This window comes from Dolichospermum circinale AWQC310F (assembly GCF_000426925.1).
In the GTDB taxonomy this organism is placed as follows: Bacteria; Cyanobacteriota; Cyanobacteriia; order Cyanobacteriales; family Nostocaceae; genus Dolichospermum; species Dolichospermum circinale.
On the sequence record NZ_KE384674.1, the window covers coordinates 164,105 to 186,212 of the forward strand.

18 protein-coding genes and 1 pseudogene are annotated in these 22,108 nt (G+C 38.1%); 13 read left to right on the forward strand and 6 right to left on the reverse strand.

From position 1 onward, the window contains the following. The first annotated feature begins 264 nt into the window (after positions 1 to 264). From acs to ACIR310F_RS0108285, 6 genes are all read left to right on the forward strand, one after another. Positions 265 to 2,235 (forward strand): acetate--CoA ligase, encoded by a 1,971-nt coding sequence (gene acs / locus ACIR310F_RS0108260; RefSeq protein WP_028083425.1) that lies wholly within the window; start codon positions 265 to 267, stop codon positions 2,233 to 2,235. Between the two features lie 132 nt (positions 2,236 to 2,367). After that, positions 2,368 to 2,862, forward strand: a complete 495-nt coding sequence (locus ACIR310F_RS0108265; protein WP_028083426.1) for a DUF4365 domain-containing protein — start codon at positions 2,368 to 2,370, stop codon at positions 2,860 to 2,862. Between the two features lie 4 nt (positions 2,863 to 2,866). Beyond that, on the forward strand, positions 2,867 to 3,463 hold the full coding sequence (locus ACIR310F_RS0108270) for a DUF4365 domain-containing protein (protein WP_028083427.1): 597 nt from the start codon (positions 2,867 to 2,869) through the stop codon (positions 3,461 to 3,463). A gap of 397 nt (positions 3,464 to 3,860) precedes the next feature. Beyond that, positions 3,861 to 6,698 carry a cation-translocating P-type ATPase gene (locus ACIR310F_RS0108280; RefSeq protein ID WP_028083428.1) on the forward strand — a complete coding sequence of 946 codons (2,838 nt, stop codon included), beginning with the start codon at positions 3,861 to 3,863 and terminating at the stop codon, positions 6,696 to 6,698. Between the two features lie 60 nt (positions 6,699 to 6,758). Then, positions 6,759 to 6,908, forward strand: coding sequence for a hypothetical protein (locus tag ACIR310F_RS26710; protein ID WP_155963684.1), 150 nt, complete (start codon positions 6,759 to 6,761; stop codon positions 6,906 to 6,908). A 537-nt stretch (positions 6,909 to 7,445) separates the two neighbouring features. Continuing rightward, positions 7,446 to 8,237, forward strand: coding sequence for an SDR family NAD(P)-dependent oxidoreductase (locus ACIR310F_RS0108285; RefSeq protein WP_028083429.1), 792 nt, complete (start codon positions 7,446 to 7,448; stop codon positions 8,235 to 8,237). Positions 8,238 to 8,396: 159 nt separating this feature from the next. Here the strand turns inward: ACIR310F_RS0108285 and crcB are convergent, their stop codons facing one another. Then, positions 8,397 to 8,795, reverse strand: a complete 399-nt coding sequence (gene crcB, locus ACIR310F_RS0108290; protein WP_028083430.1) for a fluoride efflux transporter CrcB — start codon at positions 8,793 to 8,795, stop codon at positions 8,397 to 8,399. Between the two features lie 324 nt (positions 8,796 to 9,119). Here crcB and ACIR310F_RS0108295 point away from each other — a divergent pair, with 324 nt between their 5' ends. After that, entirely contained in the window at positions 9,120 to 9,968 is an 849-nt protein-coding gene (locus ACIR310F_RS0108295; RefSeq protein WP_028083431.1) for a zinc metalloprotease HtpX, read from the forward strand. A gap of 110 nt (positions 9,969 to 10,078) precedes the next feature. Here the strand turns inward: ACIR310F_RS0108295 and ACIR310F_RS0108300 are convergent, their stop codons facing one another. The 4 genes from ACIR310F_RS0108300 to ACIR310F_RS0108315 form a co-directional block, all read right to left on the reverse strand. After that, entirely contained in the window at positions 10,079 to 10,657 is a 579-nt protein-coding gene (locus tag ACIR310F_RS0108300) for a Uma2 family endonuclease (RefSeq protein WP_028083432.1), read from the reverse strand. A gap of 141 nt (positions 10,658 to 10,798) precedes the next feature. Next, positions 10,799 to 11,215, reverse strand: a complete 417-nt coding sequence (locus ACIR310F_RS0108305; RefSeq protein ID WP_028083433.1) for a putative toxin-antitoxin system toxin component, PIN family — start codon at positions 11,213 to 11,215, stop codon at positions 10,799 to 10,801. Then, a complete protein-coding gene (locus tag ACIR310F_RS0108310) occupies positions 11,208 to 11,426 on the reverse strand; it encodes a hypothetical protein (RefSeq protein WP_028083434.1) in 219 nt (72 codons plus the stop codon). The genes ACIR310F_RS0108305 and ACIR310F_RS0108310 overlap by 8 nt, the downstream gene beginning before the upstream one ends. 211 nt (positions 11,427 to 11,637) lie before the next feature. Continuing rightward, on the reverse strand, positions 11,638 to 13,689 hold the full coding sequence (locus ACIR310F_RS0108315; RefSeq protein WP_028083435.1) for a pentapeptide repeat-containing protein: 2,052 nt from the start codon (positions 13,687 to 13,689) through the stop codon (positions 11,638 to 11,640). A gap of 256 nt (positions 13,690 to 13,945) precedes the next feature. On the opposite strand from ACIR310F_RS0108315, the gene aspS reads away from it, so the two are divergent. Continuing rightward, on the forward strand, positions 13,946 to 15,754 hold the full coding sequence (gene aspS / locus ACIR310F_RS0108320; protein ID WP_028083436.1) for an aspartate--tRNA ligase: 1,809 nt from the start codon (positions 13,946 to 13,948) through the stop codon (positions 15,752 to 15,754). A 44-nt stretch (positions 15,755 to 15,798) separates the two neighbouring features. Here the strand turns inward: aspS and ACIR310F_RS0108325 are convergent, their stop codons facing one another. Further along, positions 15,799 to 16,419 carry a hypothetical protein gene (locus ACIR310F_RS0108325; protein ID WP_028083437.1) on the reverse strand — a complete coding sequence of 207 codons (621 nt, stop codon included), beginning with the start codon at positions 16,417 to 16,419 and terminating at the stop codon, positions 15,799 to 15,801. A gap of 252 nt (positions 16,420 to 16,671) precedes the next feature. On the opposite strand from ACIR310F_RS0108325, the gene ACIR310F_RS0108330 reads away from it, so the two are divergent. The 5 genes and pseudogenes from ACIR310F_RS0108330 to ACIR310F_RS26105 form a co-directional block, all read left to right on the forward strand. Continuing rightward, entirely contained in the window at positions 16,672 to 17,583 is a 912-nt protein-coding gene (locus tag ACIR310F_RS0108330; protein ID WP_028083438.1) for a restriction endonuclease, read from the forward strand. 25 nt (positions 17,584 to 17,608) lie between these two features. Then, positions 17,609 to 18,781: a DNA cytosine methyltransferase gene (locus ACIR310F_RS0108335; RefSeq protein WP_028083439.1), complete on the forward strand. Its 1,173-nt coding sequence runs from the start codon at positions 17,609 to 17,611 to the stop codon at positions 18,779 to 18,781. 7 nt (positions 18,782 to 18,788) lie between these two features. After that, positions 18,789 to 18,968, forward strand: coding sequence for a hypothetical protein (locus ACIR310F_RS21865; RefSeq protein WP_051289511.1), 180 nt, complete (start codon positions 18,789 to 18,791; stop codon positions 18,966 to 18,968). Positions 18,969 to 19,229: 261 nt separating this feature from the next. Then, positions 19,230 to 21,155 carry a tRNA uridine-5-carboxymethylaminomethyl(34) synthesis enzyme MnmG gene (mnmG, locus tag ACIR310F_RS0108345; protein WP_028083440.1) on the forward strand — a complete coding sequence of 642 codons (1,926 nt, stop codon included), beginning with the start codon at positions 19,230 to 19,232 and terminating at the stop codon, positions 21,153 to 21,155. A 187-nt stretch (positions 21,156 to 21,342) separates the two neighbouring features. After that, positions 21,343 to 22,108: pseudogene (locus ACIR310F_RS26105) on the forward strand (hypothetical protein); the annotation flags it as partial.

Below are 22,108 nucleotides of genomic sequence, written 5' to 3' on the forward strand. Positions count from 1 at the left end.
CCTATGGTAAAACACTAACTTAGTTGTTAAAGGCTTATATCGAACTTGATCGGTAAATAAGATTGTTAAAAACATCATCATTATTTTATTTTACTACAGCACTGATAAATTCAGCGTTATTTAATTTTCCTACTAAAGTAGGACTAGATGAGCATATCAGTAAATAATCTTTACATTGAGTGCAACTTCATAAAAATCTCAACATTATTGGGTACAACTTAGTTAAGAATAGTTTTAGCCACAATATCGTTTTTATCCATTATCATGTCTCAACCAACTATAGAATCCATTTTACAGGAAAAGCGGCTATTTCCACCTGACAGTGATTTTTCGCAAAATGCCCATATCAAAAGTTTAGCAGACTATCAGCATCTTTACGAGCGAGCAAAAGCCGATCCTCAGCAATTTTGGGCAGAATTGGCAGAAAATGAGTTACACTGGTTTCAAAAATGGGACACTGTACTAGATTGGCAACCACCTTTTGTCAAGTGGTTTGTCAACGGTAAGATTAATATTTCTCACAATTGTCTTGACAGACATCTCACTACCTGGCGTAAAAATAAGGCTGCGTTGATTTGGGAAGGAGAACCGGGAGATTCTCGCACTCTGACATACTCCCAATTACATCGAGAAGTTTGTCAATTCGCTAATGTACTAAAACAATTGGGCGCGAAAAAAGGCGATCGCATTGGTATTTATATGCCTATGATTCCTGAAGCCGCCATAGCTATGTTAGCCTGTGCCAGAATTGGCGCACCCCATAGCGTTGTTTTCGGTGGTTTTAGTGCTGAAGCCTTACGCGATCGCTTAAATGATGCAGAAGCAAAGATAGTAATCACAGCGGATGGTGGTTGGCGCAAGGATGCAATTGTTCCCCTCAAAGAGCAGGTAGATAAGGCTTTAGAAAACAATGCAGTCCCCAGTATTACAGATGTGCTAGTTGTTAAACGCACAAATCAAACAATACAAATGGCAGCAGGTCGTGACCATTGGTGGCACGATTTACAAAAAGGCGTTTCTGCGGATTGTCCCGCAGAACCAATGGATAGTGAAGATATGCTATTTGTTCTCTACACTTCCGGTAGTACGGGAAAACCGAAAGGAGTAGTTCACACCACAGGAGGTTATAACTTATACAGTCATATCACTACCAAATGGATTTTTGATCTTCAGGACACAGATGTATATTGGTGTACTGCCGATGTCGGTTGGATTACGGGACATAGCTATATAGTTTATGGACCCCTTTCCAACGGTGCAACCACTGTCATGTATGAAGGTGCGCCCCGTGCTTCTAATCCTGGTTGCTTCTGGGATGTGATTGAAAAATACGGTGTTACCATTTTTTATACTGCACCAACGGCCATTCGTGCCTTTATTAAAATGGGTGAACATCATCCTAATAAACGTAATCTTTCTTCCCTGAGATTACTGGGAACTGTCGGTGAACCCATTAACCCCGAAGCTTGGATATGGTATCAAAAAATTATCGGTGGTGAACGTTGCCCAATAGTTGATACCTGGTGGCAAACGGAAACCGGTGGGATTATGATTACACCCTTACCTGGAGCAATTCCTACAAAACCCGGTTCAGCCACCCTACCTTTTCCCGGTATTATTGCGGATGTAGTGGATTTAGAAGGTAATTCTGTTCCTGATAATGAAGGTGGTTATTTAGCCATTCGTCATCCTTGGCCGGGAATGATGCGGACTGTGTACGGTGATCCTGAGCGTTTCCGGCGGACTTATTGGGAACATATTCCGCCCACAGATGGTAATTATACGTACTTCGCTGGCGATGGTGCGAGGAAGGATGAAGATGGCTATTTCTGGGTCATGGGGCGCGTAGATGATGTGCTGAATGTCTCTGGACACCGCTTGGGAACAATGGAAGTTGAATCTGCCCTAGTGTCTCATCCGGCGGTGGCTGAGGCTGCTGTAGTGGGTAAACCGGATGAATTGAAAGGTGAGGAAGTTGTAGCTTTTGTAACTTTAGAGGGGACGTATCAAGCCAGTGAGGAGTTGAGTAAGGAACTGAAAAAGCACGTTGTGAGTGAGATTGGGGCGATCGCTCGTCCTGGTGAGATTAGGTTTACTGATGCTTTACCGAAGACCCGTTCTGGTAAGATTATGCGGCGTTTGTTGCGGAATTTGGCATCAGGACAGGAAATATCGGGGGATACTTCGACTTTGGAGGATCGCAGCGTTTTGGATAAGTTGCGGGAAGGTGCTTAGGTTGAATTAAGCTCACGCAGAGACGCAGAGACGCAGAGGGAGTAGAAGTAATATGGGGTGGGCAATTTTGCCTACCCTGTATTTTGGGAAGAAGATGATAATTTCAATTAAGATAGGGGTATACGTAATAAAATGAAGAATGCATTGGGAGATAGAGGAGAGGGAATATTTAAAGTCTTAATAACAGAATTTCATTCAAATGCTGGTCCAATTTTCAAACCGCAGTTTTTAGGAGAGAAATGGCAGTATGTTGATTTTATTGTTGAGTTAGTAGGTGCTGGTTCTTATATTCCTTATTTTTTTGTACAAGTTAAAACTACTAGGCAAGGTTATACTAAAAAAGATAAACGTCTCAAAGTGCAAGTGAAGAAAGATTCTATAATTGATATAGCATCTTATCCCGCACCAACTTACATCGTGGGAATTGATGAACTTCAAGAAGTCGGTTATTTAGTTTCTGCTAATGGTGAAAACTTAACATCTCTCTCAAATTTATGTACTAATTTTCCTATTAATAAACAGAATAGAGAAAAACTTTGGGATGAGGTAAATAATTTTTGGCAACCGTATACACAGAATACACAGAAAATTTTAAGTTCCCAGTTTACTGATCAACAATGGAGATAAAACAATGCAAACAGAACAACCTTGGTATATTGGTTTACGTTCAGAAGCTTTAGCAAAGGTTTATTTAACCCGTCGTGATGATCTGATTATTTATAGAGATCAAAAAGATTATGATTTGGATGTTCTAGTTTCCATTAGTAAAAATGGTAAGGATGTCAATAGGCTTTTTGGTGTGGAAGTAAAAGCTGTAAAATCTACACCTAAGATAATTCAAAATGATGATATTTTCAATATAGAAGGAGCAGATATAAATGTTCTGCAATCACGATTTACAAAGTGTAATTTCCCAATATGTCTATTTTTCTTTACCCTGGATAATGATAATGGATATTACAAATGGATTCTCGAACCAATTATTGATACAGAAAACAGTAACAAATTAAAACGTAATGGAAGTCCAGAATTTAGAAAATTAACCAATGAATCAATAAATAATATTGTTGATTTAGTGAATCAATGGTACAATAATGCACCAATTGATTATAAAATACCTGATGTAATACCAAAACCTTTACTATCAAAGCGTAAAGTGAAACGGTTTTTAAAACAAATGGAAAAAATTACAAAACAGCAGAAATCGCAAGATAATATCAATCATTAAGTACATGAAAGGTGGCTTTTACCAGTGAAGCATCATAATCAATTGTCAGAATCAGGATGTCCAGGATTTTAGGATTTACAGGATGTTGTTTGAAAGTCTCATGTTTTGATTTTCGATTGTCCATCTTTATCTGTCTTTATCTGCGTTTATCTGCGTTCAATTATTTTTGATATTTTTTTAAACGAACCACTCCAGACACAGAGGACGCAGAGAAAAAATATCATTTATCTTTTTATTCATGCAATTAATTATGTTTAGAAATCGGGGATATTTGACCACAAACTAAAATCCTGTAAATCCTTAAATCCTGGATATCCTTATTCTGACAATACCTCAGACAGATGAACATATATAAACTCAGCATCTAAAATATCAAAGCCCGATTGATACCAAAAGTATGGATTCAAACTTTCATATTTGGACGCTGACACCTACAGATGTTTACAAGACCCTCATAACCACACCCCAAGGTATCAGCGAGGCCGAAGCAAATTTAAGATTAAAACAATCTGGTTATAACGAACTACCCGAACCCCAAACACGCCCTTTAATTCTGCGTTTTACCGACCAACTAACCCATTTTATGGCCTTACTGTTGTGGGTAGCGGGAATATTAGCTTTTATTTCCCAAACACCAGAATTAGGTTGGGCAATTTGGGCAGTAATTTGGATTAATGCTATCTTTAGTTTTTGGCAAGAATATCAAGCGGAAAAAGCCTTATCAGCCCTGAAAAAAATCTTACCTTCCCAAGCCAAAGTTTTTCGAGATGGAAAATTATCTGTAATTGCTGCCCGTGAATTAGTTAGCGGCGATGTCATGCAGTTAGAAGAAGGTGATAAAATCTCCGCTGATGCCAGAATTATTCAAAGTCAGTCTTTATATGTAGATGTTTCCGTACTCACAGGAGAATCTTTGCCCGTTCCCCGCATTAGCGAACCTGTCACCGCCGCCAATATCCATGCTTCAGAAGCTAGTAACTTAGTATTTGCCGGTTCTACCGTGGCCGCTGGTCGGGGTTTGGCGGTAGTCTATGCCACAGGCACACATACGGAATTTGGTCAAGTCGCCCATCTTACAGCCCATGTGAAGCGGGAAGCCAGCACTTTAGAAGTGCAAATTTCCAGAGTAGTTCACATCATTACCATCATTGCTTTGAGTATGGGAGTGGTGATATTTTTATTAACTAAGTTGCTGGTAGGAATGCAACTCAAAGAAAGTTTCATTTTTGCCATTGGTATTATTGTGGCTTTTGTTCCCGAAGGTTTATTACCTACTGTCAGTCTCTCCTTAGCTATTGGTGTCAAACGCATGGCTAAACAAAATGCTTTGGTGCGGCGTTTGTCTGCGGTGGAAACCCTGAGTGCAACAACTGTTATTTGCACTGATAAAACTGGGACTTTGACTAAAAATGAAATGACTGTCCGCCAATTGTGGATTCCCAATACTAATATTAATGTCACTGGGGTGGGTTATGAACCCAAGGGAGAAGTGGAAATTATTACGGAAGAGTTACGAACCACAGAGGCGCAGAGGACGCGGAGAAATGAGGGTTTGAGGGATATGTCTCAGGTGCGGTTAATGTTGGCTGGTGCGGCACTTTGTTCTAATGCGCGGTTAAATCATCCCCCTAATTCTCATCAATGGCAAGTATTGGGTGATCCTACGGAAGGGGCGTTATTAGTGGCTGCTATTAAGGCGGGGTTGAAGTTGGAGGAGTTGCAACACGAAGCCCCAAGAGTTCGGGAAATTCCTTTTGATTCCCACCGACGAATGATGACGGTTTTATTACAGGGAAATTTGCAGTTAGATGATAGGGAAAATTCTCAGTATTTGATTTTTACCAAGGGATCAACTTTAGATGTATTGCAACATTCGCGGTATTTATGGCATTCAGGGGAAAGCCTGGAATTGTCTTCAACTCAACGGGAGGAAGTTATCGCGGCTAATGATCAATTAGCAAGTCAAGGTTATCGTGTCTTGGGGGTGGCTACTAGGCAAGGTGGGGCGGAATTAAATCACCTAGATGATAATTTGTTAGAACAGGATTTGACTTTTTTGGGCTTGGTGGCGATGATTGATCCAGCCCGGCCAGAAGTTGCCGATGCGATCGCTCTTTGTCATCGTGCCGGGATTCAAGTTACTATGATTACGGGTGATTATGGCTTGACAGCGGCAGCAATTGCACAACGTATTGGTTTAGCCAACGGTAAACCCAGAATCATCACTGGTGAACAATTGGGACATCTTTCTGATACCCAATTGCGCCAAATCCTCCACAAACACAAAACTGGGTTAGTATTTGCCAGGGTAATGCCGGAACAGAAACTCAGATTAGTGGAAGCATATAAAACCCTTGGTCATGTCGTCGCTGTTACTGGTGATGGTGTCAACGATGCCCCTGCTTTACGCTCTGCTAATATCGGCATTGCCATGGGAATTAGTGGGACTGATGTTGCCCGTGAAGCTGCGGATATTGTTCTCATAGATGATAATTTTGCTACCATTGTCGCCGCCGTTGAACAGGGTCGGTCGGTGTATCAAAACATCCGCAAATTCATGACTTATATTCTCGCTTCCAATATGGCGGAGTTTTTGCCCTTCCTAGCAATGGTGTTTTTGAAAATACCTCCAGCTTTGGTGATTTTGCAGATATTAGCCATTGACTTAGGTACAGATATGCTGCCCGCACTGGCGTTAGGGGCAGAAAAACCGGAAGCTGGTTCAATGGAGTTACCACCCCGCAAAAAATCCCAACCACTCTTAGATTTACCTTTATTGTTACGTGCTTACTGCTTTTTAGGACTGCTGGAAGGTTTGGCAGGTATGGGGGGATTTTTCTTTGTTTGGTGGACAAATGGTTATAATATGACCCAATTACAGGCACTTAGCACCAGTATTTTATCGCACTCGGCTAATGCCGCTACAATGGCCATTTATCATCAAGCAACAACAATGACTTTAGCCGTAATTGTGGCTTGTCAAGATGGTAATGTTTTTGCCTGTCGTTCGGAACGGTTTTCGATTTTGCGTTTGGGGTTTTTTACTAACCGCTTGATTTGGGCAGGCATTGCGGTGGAATGGTTTCTAATTCTCTCTATTATTTATTCTCCTACTTTGCAAATCATCTTCTCTACGGCAGCTTTAAAACCATCCTATTTGCTAATTTTATTGTTTTGTCCACCGTTGATATTAATAGCTGATGAATTGCGAAAACGAATTATTAGCGGGAGTTAGGCGAAAAATTTGAGATTTTAAGCTGTTGTGTATTTAATTTGTATAAATCTGGCGGGCAAGATGCCCACCCCACAAGATTTAATAATTATCGGGCAAGATGCCCACCCCACAAGATTTAATAATTATCGTGTATTTAATTTGTATAAATCTGGCGGGCAAGATGCCCACCCCACAAGATTTAATAATTATCGTCTTATTTTTATAAATTAGTGCCTTTTTACTGAAAATTGTCACCAATACACGACAAATTCAGCAGAATATGTTGTCTTGAATAAGTTAAAAAATGTATTGATTGTCACAAAAATTGAGGAATTGTAAGGGGATCAAGATATTAATTGCTCACTATTAATAAAAACTTATATAAATTAAAATCCAGATATATATACTATGGGAAAACGATTAATCAGAAATCCTGATTAAAAAATATTGCAATAACTTGATTTTGTTGCTAATGTGTGTGAGTACGACAGCGCTGGTGAATGCTCGGATCATTTAGAGAGGTAAAATCAATGAGCTTTATCTATCCTGCCAAAAGTCTTTTACTTGGTCATTGGTGATTGGCCATTAGTCATTAGTCATTAGTAAAAATTGCCGTTCAACAACGGAGGATGAAAAATATTTGCAATGGCCTAATTCCTGTCACTTTAGGTTTGATTTTTGTTTACCTTTCATCAATCGTCCTACCTGTTGATTGCCAAAAACGCAATACATGAAGACGAGGCATGAAAAATTTGGAGTTGAAAAACGATGAAGATTCAAGGAAAAGTTGCACTAATTACCGGAGCTTCCCGTGGCATTGGTCGAGCGATCGCCTTAGAATTAGCCAAACAAGGCATGAAAAGGTTAATATTAGTAGCACGCGATCGGCAAAAGTTAGCCGAAGTAGCCGCCCAAATCGAAGCTTTGGGTGTAGAAACTACAATCATGGCCTTAGACTTAACTCAATCAATTTATGTTAATATAGCCGTAGCCCAACTTTGGCGCAGTTATGGACCGATTCATCTACTCGTAAATTGTGCTGGTGTCGCCCATCAAAACTCATTTTTGCAATCAAAACTTCCCCAACTGCAACAAGAACTCTCCGTTAATTTATTGGGAATGTATACCCTAACCAGCTTAATCGCCAAACGTATGGTTAGTCAAAAAAAGGGGATCATTGTCAATGTCTCCAGTTTAATGGGGAAAGTTGCCGCACCGACAATGGCCACATATTCCGCCACTAAGTTCGCCATTGTTGGATTTACCCAAGCCTTACGTCAAGAACTTGCCCAACACAATATCCGTGTAATTGCTTTACTCCCTTCCCTCACCGAAACAGACATGGTGCGCGACTTAAAATCATTTCGCGGCGTGATTCCCATGACACCCGAACAAGTCGCCCAAGCTCTAGTGATTGGAATAGAAAAAGATACACCAGAAATTCTAGTAGGATGGCAATCTCATTTAGCCGTATTATGTCAACGTCTTGCCCCTTGGTTGCTAGATATCATCCTACAACTAGCGACACCCAAAAAACCATTACCTAATGCTGCGGGCTAGACTTCAAATCAATTCAAATCAATTCAAATCAATTCAAATCAATAATTTCTCTTCGCGCCTGTGCGCCCCTGGGTGAGAAAAAAATCATTCATTTACCTATATAGACATGATCCCTCCGGTAAATTAATCTGGGGGATCATTGGTGTAAAATCAGAACTTTCAATTAAAAATTCTCGCAATAATCATCCCTAATTGAACACTGATAATTCCCAAGATTGTACTACCAAAAAAATAACCAGTAGCAGCCAACCAATTACCACGTTGCAACAAACCAACCGTATCTAAACCAAAAGTAGAAAAAGTAGTATATGCACCTAAAAATCCTGTGACGACAATTAACTTAATTTCTGGGGAAATCAGCGCTGTTTTTTCCATAGCTAAACTGGCGAAAAACCCCATGATTAAACAACCGCTAATATTAATCAAAAAAGTTCCATAGGGGAAACCAAAACCCAAGCGATTTGTCAACCACAAAGTTAAATAATAGCGACTTAAAGCCCCAGCTATTGCTCCCAGACTAATGGCAATGGGAATACGAATTTCTACCTGTTGTAACATTATTAATAATTGTTAAGTAGGTTGGCGTTAAAAATTGTCGTTATGACAAGGGAACTCTTAACTCTTAACTGGGAAGAGGTTTTGGGCAATTTTACTTTTCGTTACTTATGTCGGTTTTTTTCCGTTCACCTACTTATTAGTCTTTTTTAGTCTTTTTTCATCTTTTATTAAATCGGCAACCAACGGAAAACCGTACCTTCGTGACAGGTTTTCATCACTGTACCTGAAAATTGAACTTGATACAATCAAGGAGTGGCTAAAAAGATGCTGTTGTCCAGGCAAAGTTACAAAAATTAATACAGCATAAGTAGGAGAGTTATCAAAATGGGAAATCAACTCAAAACTGCTATTTTACTCGCTACCCTCAGTGGCTTATTGATAGCAATTAGTTACTGGGTAATTGGTGGTACAGGGGGCTTAGTTATAGGAATTGGGTTAGCAGCAGCGACTAACCTCTTCTCTTGGTATCAATCAGATAAGATTGCTTTAGCAGTATATAATGCCCAACCCGTCAGCGCGGCGGAAGCTCCGGGACTATATCGCATCGTTGAAAAATTATCTCACCGTGCTAATATACCCATGCCGGGATTGTACATTGTTCCTAGTCCAACAGCCAACGCCTTTGCGACGGGAAGAGATCCCGAACACGCGGCTGTGGCCGTCACCGCAGGTATTTTAGATATTTTACCAGAAGATGAATTAGAAGGGGTAATTGCCCACGAACTAACTCATATTATCAATCGTGATACCTTAACGCAAGCGGTGGCTGCTACCGTCGCTGGGGCTGTTTCCTTCCTGGCGCAAATGCTGAGTTATAGTATGTGGTTTGGTGGTGGTTCACGAGACAACGAAAGAGGTGGAAATGCTTTGGGTGTATTAGCAACAGTCATATTTGCCCCCCTAGCCGCTACGGTGATTCAGTTAGCAATTTCCCGCACCAGAGAATTTTCTGCTGATGCTGGGGCTGCAAAATTAACAGGTAATCCTCGCGCATTAGCTAGGGCTTTGCAAAGGTTAGAATCTACAGCTAGACAAATGCCTTTGAATGCTAATCCAGCTTTTGAACCATTATTAATTATTCATCCTATTTCTGGGCAGTTTTTGGGAAATTTATTCTCTAGTCACCCAGCAACTGAAGATCGTATTCAAGCATTACTCAAACTAGAATCATAGTTAGTAATCAGTAATCAGTAATCAGTAATCAGCTAAATATTCATCCAGTGGTGCAGGCATCTTGCCTGCATTTTTGATTAATAAATGATCATAATTTTATGATCGAAATCTTATCCAAAAATCGGCTGTAAATCTAAAATAAAACCAGGTAATATATCTTCTCCAGATAAACTTGTAGGAGATTCTAAAACTTCTATTTCTTGATTTGGGCGATAAATTTCTACTTGTTTATTTTTAGGATTAATTAACCAACCCAACCGTAAACCATTGGCGATATATTCCCGCATTTTGGCTTGAGTATCGGCTAAATCATCGCTTTCAGAAACTAATTCAATCACAAAATCAGGACATAAAGGCAAAAACCTTTTTCTTTGTTCTGGTGTGAGTGCATTCCATCTTTCTATTTTTATCCAAGAGACATCTGGGGAACGGGTAGCACCATTAGGTAATTTAAAACCTGTGGAAGAATCAAAAGCTTTTCCTAACCCATTTTGGCGATTCCAAAACCAAACTTGTCCACCTAATTCTAGGTTTCTATCTCCCGTTTCTCCTCCTGTTGGTGACATGATACTTAATTCTCCTTGTGAGGATAATTCTAAACGTAGATCTTTATTAGCAGCAACTATTTCCACAAATTTATCATCTGTGAATTTTAGTGATTTTGGTATTTGTAAAGTTATAGCAGTCATAATTCATACCTCTCTCTATTTATCCCTTCCAGTCTCCCTCGTTCCCAGTCTCCGACTGGGAATGCTTTCCGGGAGGTTCTACCTCCCATTTTAACGATATTTCCAGAACAAAGCGGTTAGAAACCGCATCATATTTGATTATCAAACTGAGAAAATTTCTAAAAATTGCGTGGCGGTAATAATATCAACTCCTTGAAAGGGATGAAGTTCTAATAAATCTTTATCTCCCGTAATAATATGAGTTGCATTACCATTAATAGCAACCTCAAGAAATTTGTCATCTTTTGGATCTCTACACTCCTTAATCATCTGAACTATTTCAGTTTCTTCTGATTCAAGTTTGAATTTAGCTAAGAATTGAGTACGAACACTCACAGAAATATATTTATCGAATTTTGAGCGATTGAGGATTTCTTGTAGTTCTTGAAAAGTCGCATCTGAAAATAAAATTATTCCTAAGCTTCTGGCTTTTTTCAATGCCACATCTGGAATAGATGACTTAATCAAAACGGCACTAACTAAAATGTTTGTATCAACAACAAAACGTAATTCATCCATTCTCAAGAATCTCATTTAAAATTTCTGGAGTTAATCCCTTATTTTTCGCTTGTTCTTGCATTTCTTGGATAATGTCATCTAGAGATTTATCTTGAATAATTAATTTGAGCAAATCGTTAACAATGGTCTGAATTTTTTTCTGTTTTTGCGGTTCTGCTGCTTGATAGGCTTTGGCAACTTCTGCATCAACTTTAATGGCAATTGTTTCCATATTTTGATAGAAAAAATAAATTACATTTGTTTGATTATAGCATTTAACAGATACAAGAGGGCTGATTCTCCCCTCTTAACGATATTTTCAAAGGCGGTTAGAAACCGCATCTACACAGACAAAACCCACCTTCGTGGGTTAAATTCCTCTTGGAAGGACTTTGTTTGTATCGCCGCTATATAATCAATCTTTTAGGCTAAAAAATGGGTTTCTAACTTAAACCTAAAAAACCAGCAATTAGTGGTAATAACTTAGCACATTCTTCCACTAATTTGGCCGCCGTTGGTAAATGAGCAATTGTTCCTTTCAACATTGTAATTGCTGTATCTGCTAAATCCTGTTTTTCTTGAGGATTTTGGGCGGCTTCTGCTAAAGATTTGACTTGTTTTAAGGCCTTTTCTTTGTCTTTTGCTGTTAAATCAGTATCAGTTTCAATTGCGGTTTTTAATTGTGTCAATAATTCTGTAATTCCTGGTTTATCGGGTTCGGGTGCAGTTGCTAATTCATTAATAGTATTTGTGACTGTACCACTAATTTCACCTAAATTCAAAGCTTGTCCACTGGCGTTAAAATCTCTACCAATACTACCAATTTCAACTTTACGACTGGAATCATTACTGTTAGTCATATTTTTATTCTCTACTTTGTTATCAATTTGAACATTGATAGGTTTATTAGCTAATGATAGAATCATTTCTGGTATTTTACCACTTTGTTGACGATGAAAATTTATTTCCTCGTCTTTGGCTTGTAAAACTGCTTTATATTTTTCTTCAACTGCTGCTAATGCTAATTGATAATTTTCAGTGAAATCGCTATGAATCTTTTCTTTATTCGCATTCTCAGGAACAGCAACTTTAACAACAACAACACCATCACCTTTATTTTCAATACTCTGGATAACTAGTTCTGTATCTTGATTTTCAACTTGCACTTTTTTGAAAGCAGTAATAAAAGCCTTCCAGTCAATACCATTACGGAAAATTAAATCAACAGTATTTAAAACTTCTTCAAATAATTTGGTAAATTCTCCTGGTTGAAATTCTCCACTACTCGGACGACGTTCACGGTCATCTGTTCTCGGTTTAGGATATTCTAAAAGGTAGACAAAACGACAATCTACATTATCTAACTTAGTTGTACTTTCAATATTCCAAGCTTCCACACAAGCACCTGTGATATGAGCTTTGGTGAAATTAGTACCGACGGCTTGAGTAAGAGTCAGATTTGCACCTTCTAAATTAGCTCCTTGAAAGGTGGCTTCTATAATATCAGCATTTTTAAAATTAGCCTCTTTCAAGTCTGCACCTATTAGGTTTGCACCTCTGAGATTAGCACCAATATAAGATTTATTTCTACCATTAAGAGTAATGAGCAAATTGAGAATATCAGGGTTACTTAATATAGTATTATCCGGTCTAGCAAAATCAAGTTTTTTGGCTTCATAAAAACGAGTCCGTGTGAGATTTGCTGCTCTGAAATCCGTGTTTTTTAGGGTTGCACCTGTAAAATCAGCATCAGTTAAATTAGCGCCATGAAAACTTGTGCCTCCTGTTGCAGCAAATACAATGGCATAGGAGCGAAGCCACGTATCTCTCTTGTCTCCATTTAAACTACGCCAGCCGATATAAGCACTAAAAATTACAGAAACTACAGCGCTGGCAAATACAATAGCAATAGGAACATGAGGAACAAAGTTTTCCAGTATAATAGCAAAGATAGAGGCAAAGAAAATGGTGAATAAAATGGCAAAAATAAAGGTAAAAGCGAAGGAGAAGACAAAGGTGAAGGTTACAGAATAGGTGACGACACCAGTAAAAGCCAAAACAAGTAATCCAATTGAAATTCCTTGTACAGGTGAAGCAAAGGTAACAGCCGAAACTGCTACGACACCAAAGGCGACGGCGACCATTCCTAAACCTGCCAATAAACCTTTACGAGCAGTAATGATACAAAAAATAGTTAATGTAATGAGTGCGACTATACCAGCGATTATATTTTTACTTAAAGCAGAGGATAACAATACAGCAGAAACCGTGGAAAAGAACCCTGATAGCGCTGACAGTAATAACGTAATTATTAGTAACCCAATTATCCAACGTCGCTGTAGTCCAGCCTTAGCGCCTGTAAAATCAGCACCTTTAAGGATAGCGTTGGTGAAGTCTGTCCCTTTAATATCGGCTTTGCTAAAGTTAGCTTCTGTCAGGTTTTGACCTTTAAAAGAGCGTCCCCGAAGATTTTGACCGCTGTAGTCTGGTGGCATAATCACATCCGCAAGAGATTATCTGTTAAATTGTACACTTATTTGCGAGTATTATTCCAGGTTTTAGTCAAATTATGTGAAATTTTGTGAAATTTGTCTATTACTACCTATGCCAGAGATAAAGACTGAAAATCATCACTTTCTTATTTTTGCTGATTTTTCTTCACCGAAAATGACTACAATGAATGTTAATGCTAGATAATGGGAAAGCCTTGACATTTAACCAACCTAGCCCGGAACTAAAGAACTAACAACTATGCGAACTCATTATTGCGGCGAACTCCGAAAAGAGCATATTGGAGAAACTGTTACCTTATACGGTTGGGTAGACCGTCGCCGCGATCACGGTGGTGTGATATTCTTAGATTTGCGCGATGCCTACGGCGGGCTACGCCTACGCTCTGGTATTGTCCAAATCGTCAGCGACCCCCAGCGCACCCCAGACTCCTATGAACAAGCTAACGCACTCAGAAATGAATATGTTGTAGCTATCACCGGTAGAGTTACCCAACGTCCTCCAGAATCCCTAAATCCTCGACTTCCTACTGGCGAAGTAGAAATCTATGCGGATAAAATAGAACTACTCAACGCCGTCCGTAAACAATTACCTTTCCAAGTTTCTACCGCAGACACGGAAACAGTGCGGGAAGATCTACGATTAAAATATCGTTATTTGGACTTACGACGGGAACGTATGGCGCAAAATATGCAATTGCGTCATCAGGTCATTAAAGCCATGCGGCGCTACCTAGAAGACCTAGAAGGTTTTATCGAGGTGGAAACCCCAGTTCTCACCCGTTCTACCCCCGAAGGGGCGCGAGATTATATTCTTCCCAGTCGCGTCAATGAAGGTGAATGGTTCGCTTTACCCCAATCTCCCCAACTCTTCAAACAATTATTGATGGTATCAGGAATGGATAGATACTATCAAATTGCGCGATGTTTTCGGGACGAAGATCTACGGGCTGACAGACAACCAGAATTTACCCAATTAGACATGGAAATGAGTTTCATGTCTGAAGATGAAATTATCGAACTTAACGAAAAGTTAGTTTGTCATATTTTCAAAACTGTAAAAGGCATTGATTTACCTCGTCCTTTTCCTCGTCTTCCTTACGCGGAAGCTATGAACCGTTACGGAAGTGATAAACCAGATACCCGCTACGGTTTAGAATTAGTTGATGTTTCTGACATTTTAAAAGATTCTGGTTTCAAAGTTTTTCGAGAAGCCATTTCTAACGGTGGTATCGTTAAAATACTCCCGATTCCTAACGGTAACGATGCCATTTCTAATGTTCGCATTAAACCAGGTGGCGATATTTTCCGGGAAGCCGCAGAAGCTGGAGCGAAAGGTTTAGCTTATATTCGTGTGCGAGAAAATGGTGAACTTGACACCATTGGCGCAATTAAAGATAATTTGACACCGGAACAAAAGCAGGAAATATTAACAAGAACGGGTGCAAAAGCCGGACATTTGTTATTATTTGCGGCTGCTGATACAACCACTGTTAATAAAACCTTAGATAGAATTCGTCAATTTGTGGCTAGGGAATTTAAGTTAATTGCAAAAGACAAAATTAACTTGCTCTGGATTACCGAATTTCCCATGTTTGAATGGAACGCAGATGAAAAACGTTTAGAAGCATTACACCACCCATTTACAGCCCCTCATCCTGAGGATATCAGTGATTTAAAAACCGCCCGCGCTCAAGCTTATGATTTAGTTTTAAATGGGTTTGAAGTTGGTGGGGGAAGTTTACGAATTTATCAGCGAGAAGTTCAAGAACAGGTGTTTTCAGCTATTGGTTTATCAACAGCAGAAGCACAAAGTAAATTTGGCTTTTTGTTAGAAGCTTTTGAATATGGAACTCCTCCCCATGGTGGTATTGCTTACGGTGTAGATCGTTTGGTAATGTTGTTATCTGGAGAGGAATCAATTCGTGATGTGATTGCTTTTCCTAAGACTCAACAAGCGCGTTGTTTGTTAACAGATGCTCCTGGAAATGTGGACGCAAAACAATTGAAAGAGTTGCACGTTGCTTCGACTTTTAAACCCAAGGTGTAAGATCAAAATCCCCGACTTCTTTAAGAAGTCAGGGATCTGAAGTTTTAGGTTAAAATCCCTACTAAAATTTGCATCAATATTTCTAAATCAGTAGGAACTCGATATAACATTAAATCCTGGATTATTAGTTTATTTTCCCGTTGAAAACTGCCAAACTGCCAAATATCTCCAGTTGTTACAGCACCATATAATATTGGTTCATCTCCTTCCACCCATTGATCTAAAGCAATTAATTCCACTGCAAGTTGAGTAAATCCTCGTGTTAAATCTGCGTGTTTTGCTTCCACAATCAAAACCTGATGTTGAGATTGCAGGTAATAATCTAAGTCACCCCGCAAAAATTGATTTATTTCAATGGGATATTCAATATTAATTTTAGATTCGGTAATATGTGCAACTTCTAAGAGAATTGGTGCAATTAAAACTTCTCTTCTTGCAGCTTCGCTTGTTAAACTAACTCTTTGCATTGCCTCTTCTAATCGTTCTTTGAGATCAATTAATCGAGGTATTTGATTATTAGTTATTAGCAAATTAATTGTTCCTCTAGTTAAATTGACCCCTAATTCTTGTAAAATATCCGCAGGTGCAAACCTTAACTCAAAATACTTACGAAAGGTGTATGTTTCATCAGGTTTAAGAATTGGAGGACGATGTGATTTAGTCATAGAGTTATCAATTTTTTTATCTTTTATATTATTATATAATATACAGTGAATTTCATCTAAATGAGGTACAATTTTAGCGGGCAAGATGCCCGCGTCACAAGATTTTTATTATTCATATCTATACCTCATAATATCGGAAACTGCTGTATGATTTATTATCATATCTATTTGATGCGATGATGTAAAAATATTGGCAAAAAACACAAGATTATGGTATAAAAGTTAATATCTTGATTTTTTGATTTGTGAAAAATGACTATTCCTGACTTTCAAGCTATTATGCTTCCTTTATTGCAATATGCAAGTGATGGTAAAGAACATTCTTTAAGAGACGCTATTACATATCTAGCTGATGTTTTTAATTTAAGTGATGACGAAAGAAAGGAATTATTATCTAGTGGACAACAAGCGGTTTTTGATAATAGAATAGGTTGGGCAAGAACTTATTTGAAAAAAGCAGGTTTATTTATTTCTCCCAAAAGAGGATTTTTTCAAATTACTGACAGAGGTAAGGAGATTTTAAGTCAAAATCCATCGGAAATTAATCTCAAGTTTCTTAATCAATTTCCAGAGTTTATAGAATTTAAAACTACTAAAAAAGATAATGATAAATCAGAACCGGAAATTATAGAAACATCAGAGACTACACCCCAGGAATCTATAGAATTCGGATATCAGAAAATTAGAAAAGAATTAGAATTAGAGTTACTTAACCGTGTAAAAAGTTGTTCACCTGATTTTTTTGAAAGATTAGTAGTAGATTTACTCGTAAAAATGGGTTATGGTGGCTCAAGACGTGATGCAGGGAGAGCGATCGGTAAAAGTGGAGATGGGGGAATTGATGGTATAATTAAGGAAGATAAATTAGGCTTAGATATTGTTTATGTTCAAGCTAAAAGATGGGATAATACTGTTGTTGGTAGACCAGAAATTCAAAAGTTTGTCGGGGCTTTACATGGACAAAGAGCCAGAAAAGGTGTTTTTATCACTACTTCGAGATTTTTCCAAGAAGCGAGAGAATATGTATCTATTATAGATAGTAAAATTGTGTTAATAGATGGAGAAGAATTAGCTCAATTAATGATTGATAATCATGTGGGTGTTTCCACTGTCTCTATTTACGAAATTAAAAAAATAGATTCCGATTATTTTACAGATGAGTAATTATTAAATAATAGACAATTAATATATGAAAACAGAGAATTTAAAAGCGGTAGAATTATTTGTTGGTATCGGTGGTTTTCGCTTGGGTATGGCAAATGCTAATATTGAAACTATATGGGCTAATGATATCAATGAATTGAGTTGTCAAGTTTATGAAAGTAATTTTGGGAAAGATTCTCTAGTGTTAGGTGATATTAATAAAATCCCGATATCAGATATACCCAATCATCATCTACTAACTGCTGGTTTCCCTTGTCAACCATTTAGCCCTGCTGGTAAAAAATTGGGTGTGAGAGATTGTGTGAGAGGGACTTTATTTGAGCGTATTGTAGAAATAATAGATAGAAAACAACCGAAATATTTTTTCTTAGAAAATGTCAAAAGACTTTTAACAATGGAAAATGGCTATCATTTTCGAGTGATTTTAAATGCAATGTCAGAATTAGATTATTTTATAGAATGGAGAATTATTAGTCCTATTAGCTTTGGTATTCCTCAAAATAGAGACAGGATTTTTATTTTTGGGACTAAGTTAAATTCAGTGCATATCAATTCTCAACTTTTACAAAATACATCAGTTTTCTTAACTCAACCAGATTTAACCGATTTAGAAAATATAGAAGAATTACTAGAAAAAGATATGATGCCTATAGTTGAAAATAAAGGTAAGAATTACAATTGGGGAATTGCTTATAAAAATAAAATGTTAACTTTGAATCTTTCTACTTTACCGGATATCAAGCCTAGACAGAAATTAAAAGATATTTTACAAGATGATTCAATAGTAGATCCTCAATTTGATTTTACATCTGATACCTTAGAACGAATTAAAAAAAGTAAAGCTGTACATCGTTATTGTCATGGTGTAGAATTATTATATAATCAAGATGGAGGCGCAAGATTAGGTTATACAATATTTGGAATTAATGGTATTGCATCAACATTAACTGCTTCGACATCAAGGCATTATGAACGTTATAAAGTAGCTGATAAATATCGGCGTTTAACTAATATTGAATATGCCAGATTGATGGGGTTTCCTGATGATTGGTGTCGAATAGCGAGAATTTATGATCAATATGCTTTATTTGGTAATGCAATTGTTCCTGCTTGTGTAGAATGGGTATGTCAAAGAATTGGTAAAAGCAATATTGAATTTACTAAATCTTCTTGGCAACAATTAACTTTGGCTATTTAATTTAAAAATGGAATTACTCACACTAGAATCGTTAAAAACGGCAGCACGTAATTTTTGCTTAGAATTAAGTGTAACACAAATTCATAATTTGTACGGAGTTACAGATGGTAAAGCAGTGGGAACTTATGTTGAGTCTACTTTTAATCAATATTTGTCCTCAAGATATATAGAAAATTTATTAGTGTAAAAATCTGAATAAAGATAGTTACTCCCTTCCTAATATAAGATTACCTATCTTCCCTCTTTCTTCGTGGTCTTCGTTTCTTCATGGTTTATTTAACCTATATTTTTCTGGTAGAAACGGATTAAGAATAGACCTAATTTTAAGTATAGTGCGATCGCCAAGTGCTGCTGCAAGCAGATCGCCAATCACCGACAAATTAAAAATAATGTATAATAAAGAATTTATATCATAATTCCTAACTAACTTAATTTTGTAACTAAGACCATGCACAATTTCACTGAATTTCCAGACGCTTATGATATAATTGTCGTCGGTGCAGGTCACGCAGGTTGTGAAGCAGCACTGGCTACTGCCCGCCTCGGTTGTCGAACTCTGCTATTGACCCTCAACTTAGATAAAATCGCTTGGCAACCCTGTAACCCCGCAGTGGGTGGACCAGCCAAATCCCAATTAACCCATGAAATAGACGCTTTAGGGGGGGAAATTGGCAAAATGGCAGACCGGACATACTTACAAAAACGTATCCTCAACTCTTCACGAGGTCCTGCGGTTTGGGCATTACGAGCGCAAACTGATAAAAGAGAATATGCGGCGATAATGAAGGGAATTGTCGAAAATCAAGAGAATTTGACAATTCGAGAGGGGATGGTGACAGATTTAATCTTAAATGATCATAATCAAGTTATTGGTTTAGAAACTTATTTTGGCGTATCTTTTCACTGTAAAGCGGTAATTCTCACCACCGGGACGTTTTTAGGTGGGAAAATTTGGGTGGGAAATAAATCCATGGCCGCAGGCCGCGCGGGAGAGTTTGCAGCGGAAGGGTTAACACAAACTTTGAACCGCTTAGGATTTGAAACCGGTAGACTGAAAACCGGGACACCAGCACGGGTTGATAAACGTTCTGTTGATTACAGTAAAATGGAAATTCAACCCGGAGACGACGCTGTACGGTGGTTCAGTTTTGACCCCGAAGTCTGGGTAGAACGGGAACAAATGCCTTGTCACATGACTCGGACCACTAAAGAAACTCATCGTTTAATTCAGGAAAATTTACATCTGTCCCCTGTGTATGGTGGTTGGGTGGAAGCAACCGGTCCCCGTTATTGTCCGAGTATTGAAGATAAAATTGTCCGCTTTGTAGATAAAGAGAGTCACCAAATCTTTATTGAACCGGAAGGAAGAGATATTCCCGAATTATACATTCAGGGTTTTTCTACTGGTTTACCAGAAACTTTGCAAATTTTGATGTTGCGGAGTTTGACAGGTTTAGAAAATTGTGTGATGTTACGTCCTGCCTATGCAGTAGAATATGATTATTTACCTGCAAATCAGTGTTTTCCCACTTTGATGACTAAGAAAGTGCCTGGATTATTTTGTGCCGGACAGGTAAACGGGACTACAGGTTATGAAGAAGCTGCTGCTCAAGGGATAGTAGCAGGAATCAATGCAGCGCGGTTTGTACGGGGTGAAGAAATGATTATTTTTCCCCGTGAACAAAGTTATATTGGTACGTTAATTGACGACCTGTGTACGAAGGATTTACGAGAACCTTATCGTATGCTTACCAGTCGCTCAGAGTATCGTTTATTACTACGTTCCGATAATGCTGATCTGCGTATGACACCCTTGGGACGGGAAATTGGTTTAATTGATGATAGACGCTGGAATTTGTTTAGTGAAAAACAAGCACAAATTACTGCGGAGAAAGAACGGCTGCATTGTACTAGAATAAAGGAAAATGAGGCAGTAGGACAAGCGATCGCAGATGATACCCAACAAGCAATTAAAGGTTCTATTACCCTCGCTGACTTACTGCGTCGTTCGGGTATCCATTACATTGACTTGGAGCGTTACGGACTCCATAACCCCAACCTCAAACAAGCGGAAAAAGAAGGAGCGGAAATTGATATCAAGTATGCTGGTTATTTAGCAAGACAGCAAAACCAAATTGACCAAGTTGCTCGTCAAGCAAATCGCCAGCTACCTAGTGATTTGGACTACTCAACCATTGATACTTTATCAAAGGAAGCGAGGGAAAAGCTGAATAAAGTCCAACCCTTAACTATTGGACAAGCTGCGAGAATTGGTGGTGTTAACCCAGCGGATATCAACGCCCTTTTGATATATTTAGAAATATCTAAAAATAACATCACTAAAGCCACCCCAACCCCAGTAATTCTGTCTTAACAAAAGTAGCGGTAACTCATGGATTACCGCTAAATAATCATGATAAAAGTAATATCTAATACTATTTATTTAATAAATTCCTGTATTCACAAAAACCAAGATTAGTTGTTTAATGAAGAAAGTTAGTCAATTTACACAATAGTTTTTGATTTTTCTATTATTTTCAGCTACAACCACAAAAGCATATATGTTACTAACATCTAACACTGATTTACTTAACTCAGCAGCAGCGGAAAATTTCGGTACAAAAGAGCTTTATTCAATAGAAACCTATGCTGAAAGCTTAATGAACGAAATTTTTGCTGATATTGATACCATTCTCAATGGTGACAATGAGCAGAATTGTGATCAACCTGAGGAAAAATATGTACATAATCTTAACACGGCATTAACAAGGACAGACGCAAGTTTATCACCAAAAGTCAAGAACTCATTAACGTCTGCTTCACTTGTTAAAAGTTCACTAAAAACAGACCTGGTAGTTAATTCTTCCTTTCCGGGAGCAATTACTACCAAAGAGAGATCACAAACCAGTGGTTTAGATAAATTAATATATATGGGATTCGGTTGGTCTATGGCTACATTATGTACGCTTTGCCTAACGAACTTTGGCTTATTAAATACAGCGAATACTCAATTAAATTCTAGTTCACAAAACACCCAGACACTAGGATCTGTTTATGTGAAATCAGATCCTCAATTAGATTTAGTGAACTATATGTTATCTGCTTTTTCACTGATAGAACAGCAAGAAAAGAGCAATTACACAACTACAGTCAAACCGAGATTGACTAATGTTAATTTTAAGCCAAATAATGGCTTACCTTTGCCAAGTACGCAACAACAAATTACCCAACCACAAATTAAAGCTTCTGCCTTACCGATAGCTGCCAACAATTTACCACCTGTTCCCCAGGTTGCAATTGCCACAAATGCGACAAATAAAAAAAATA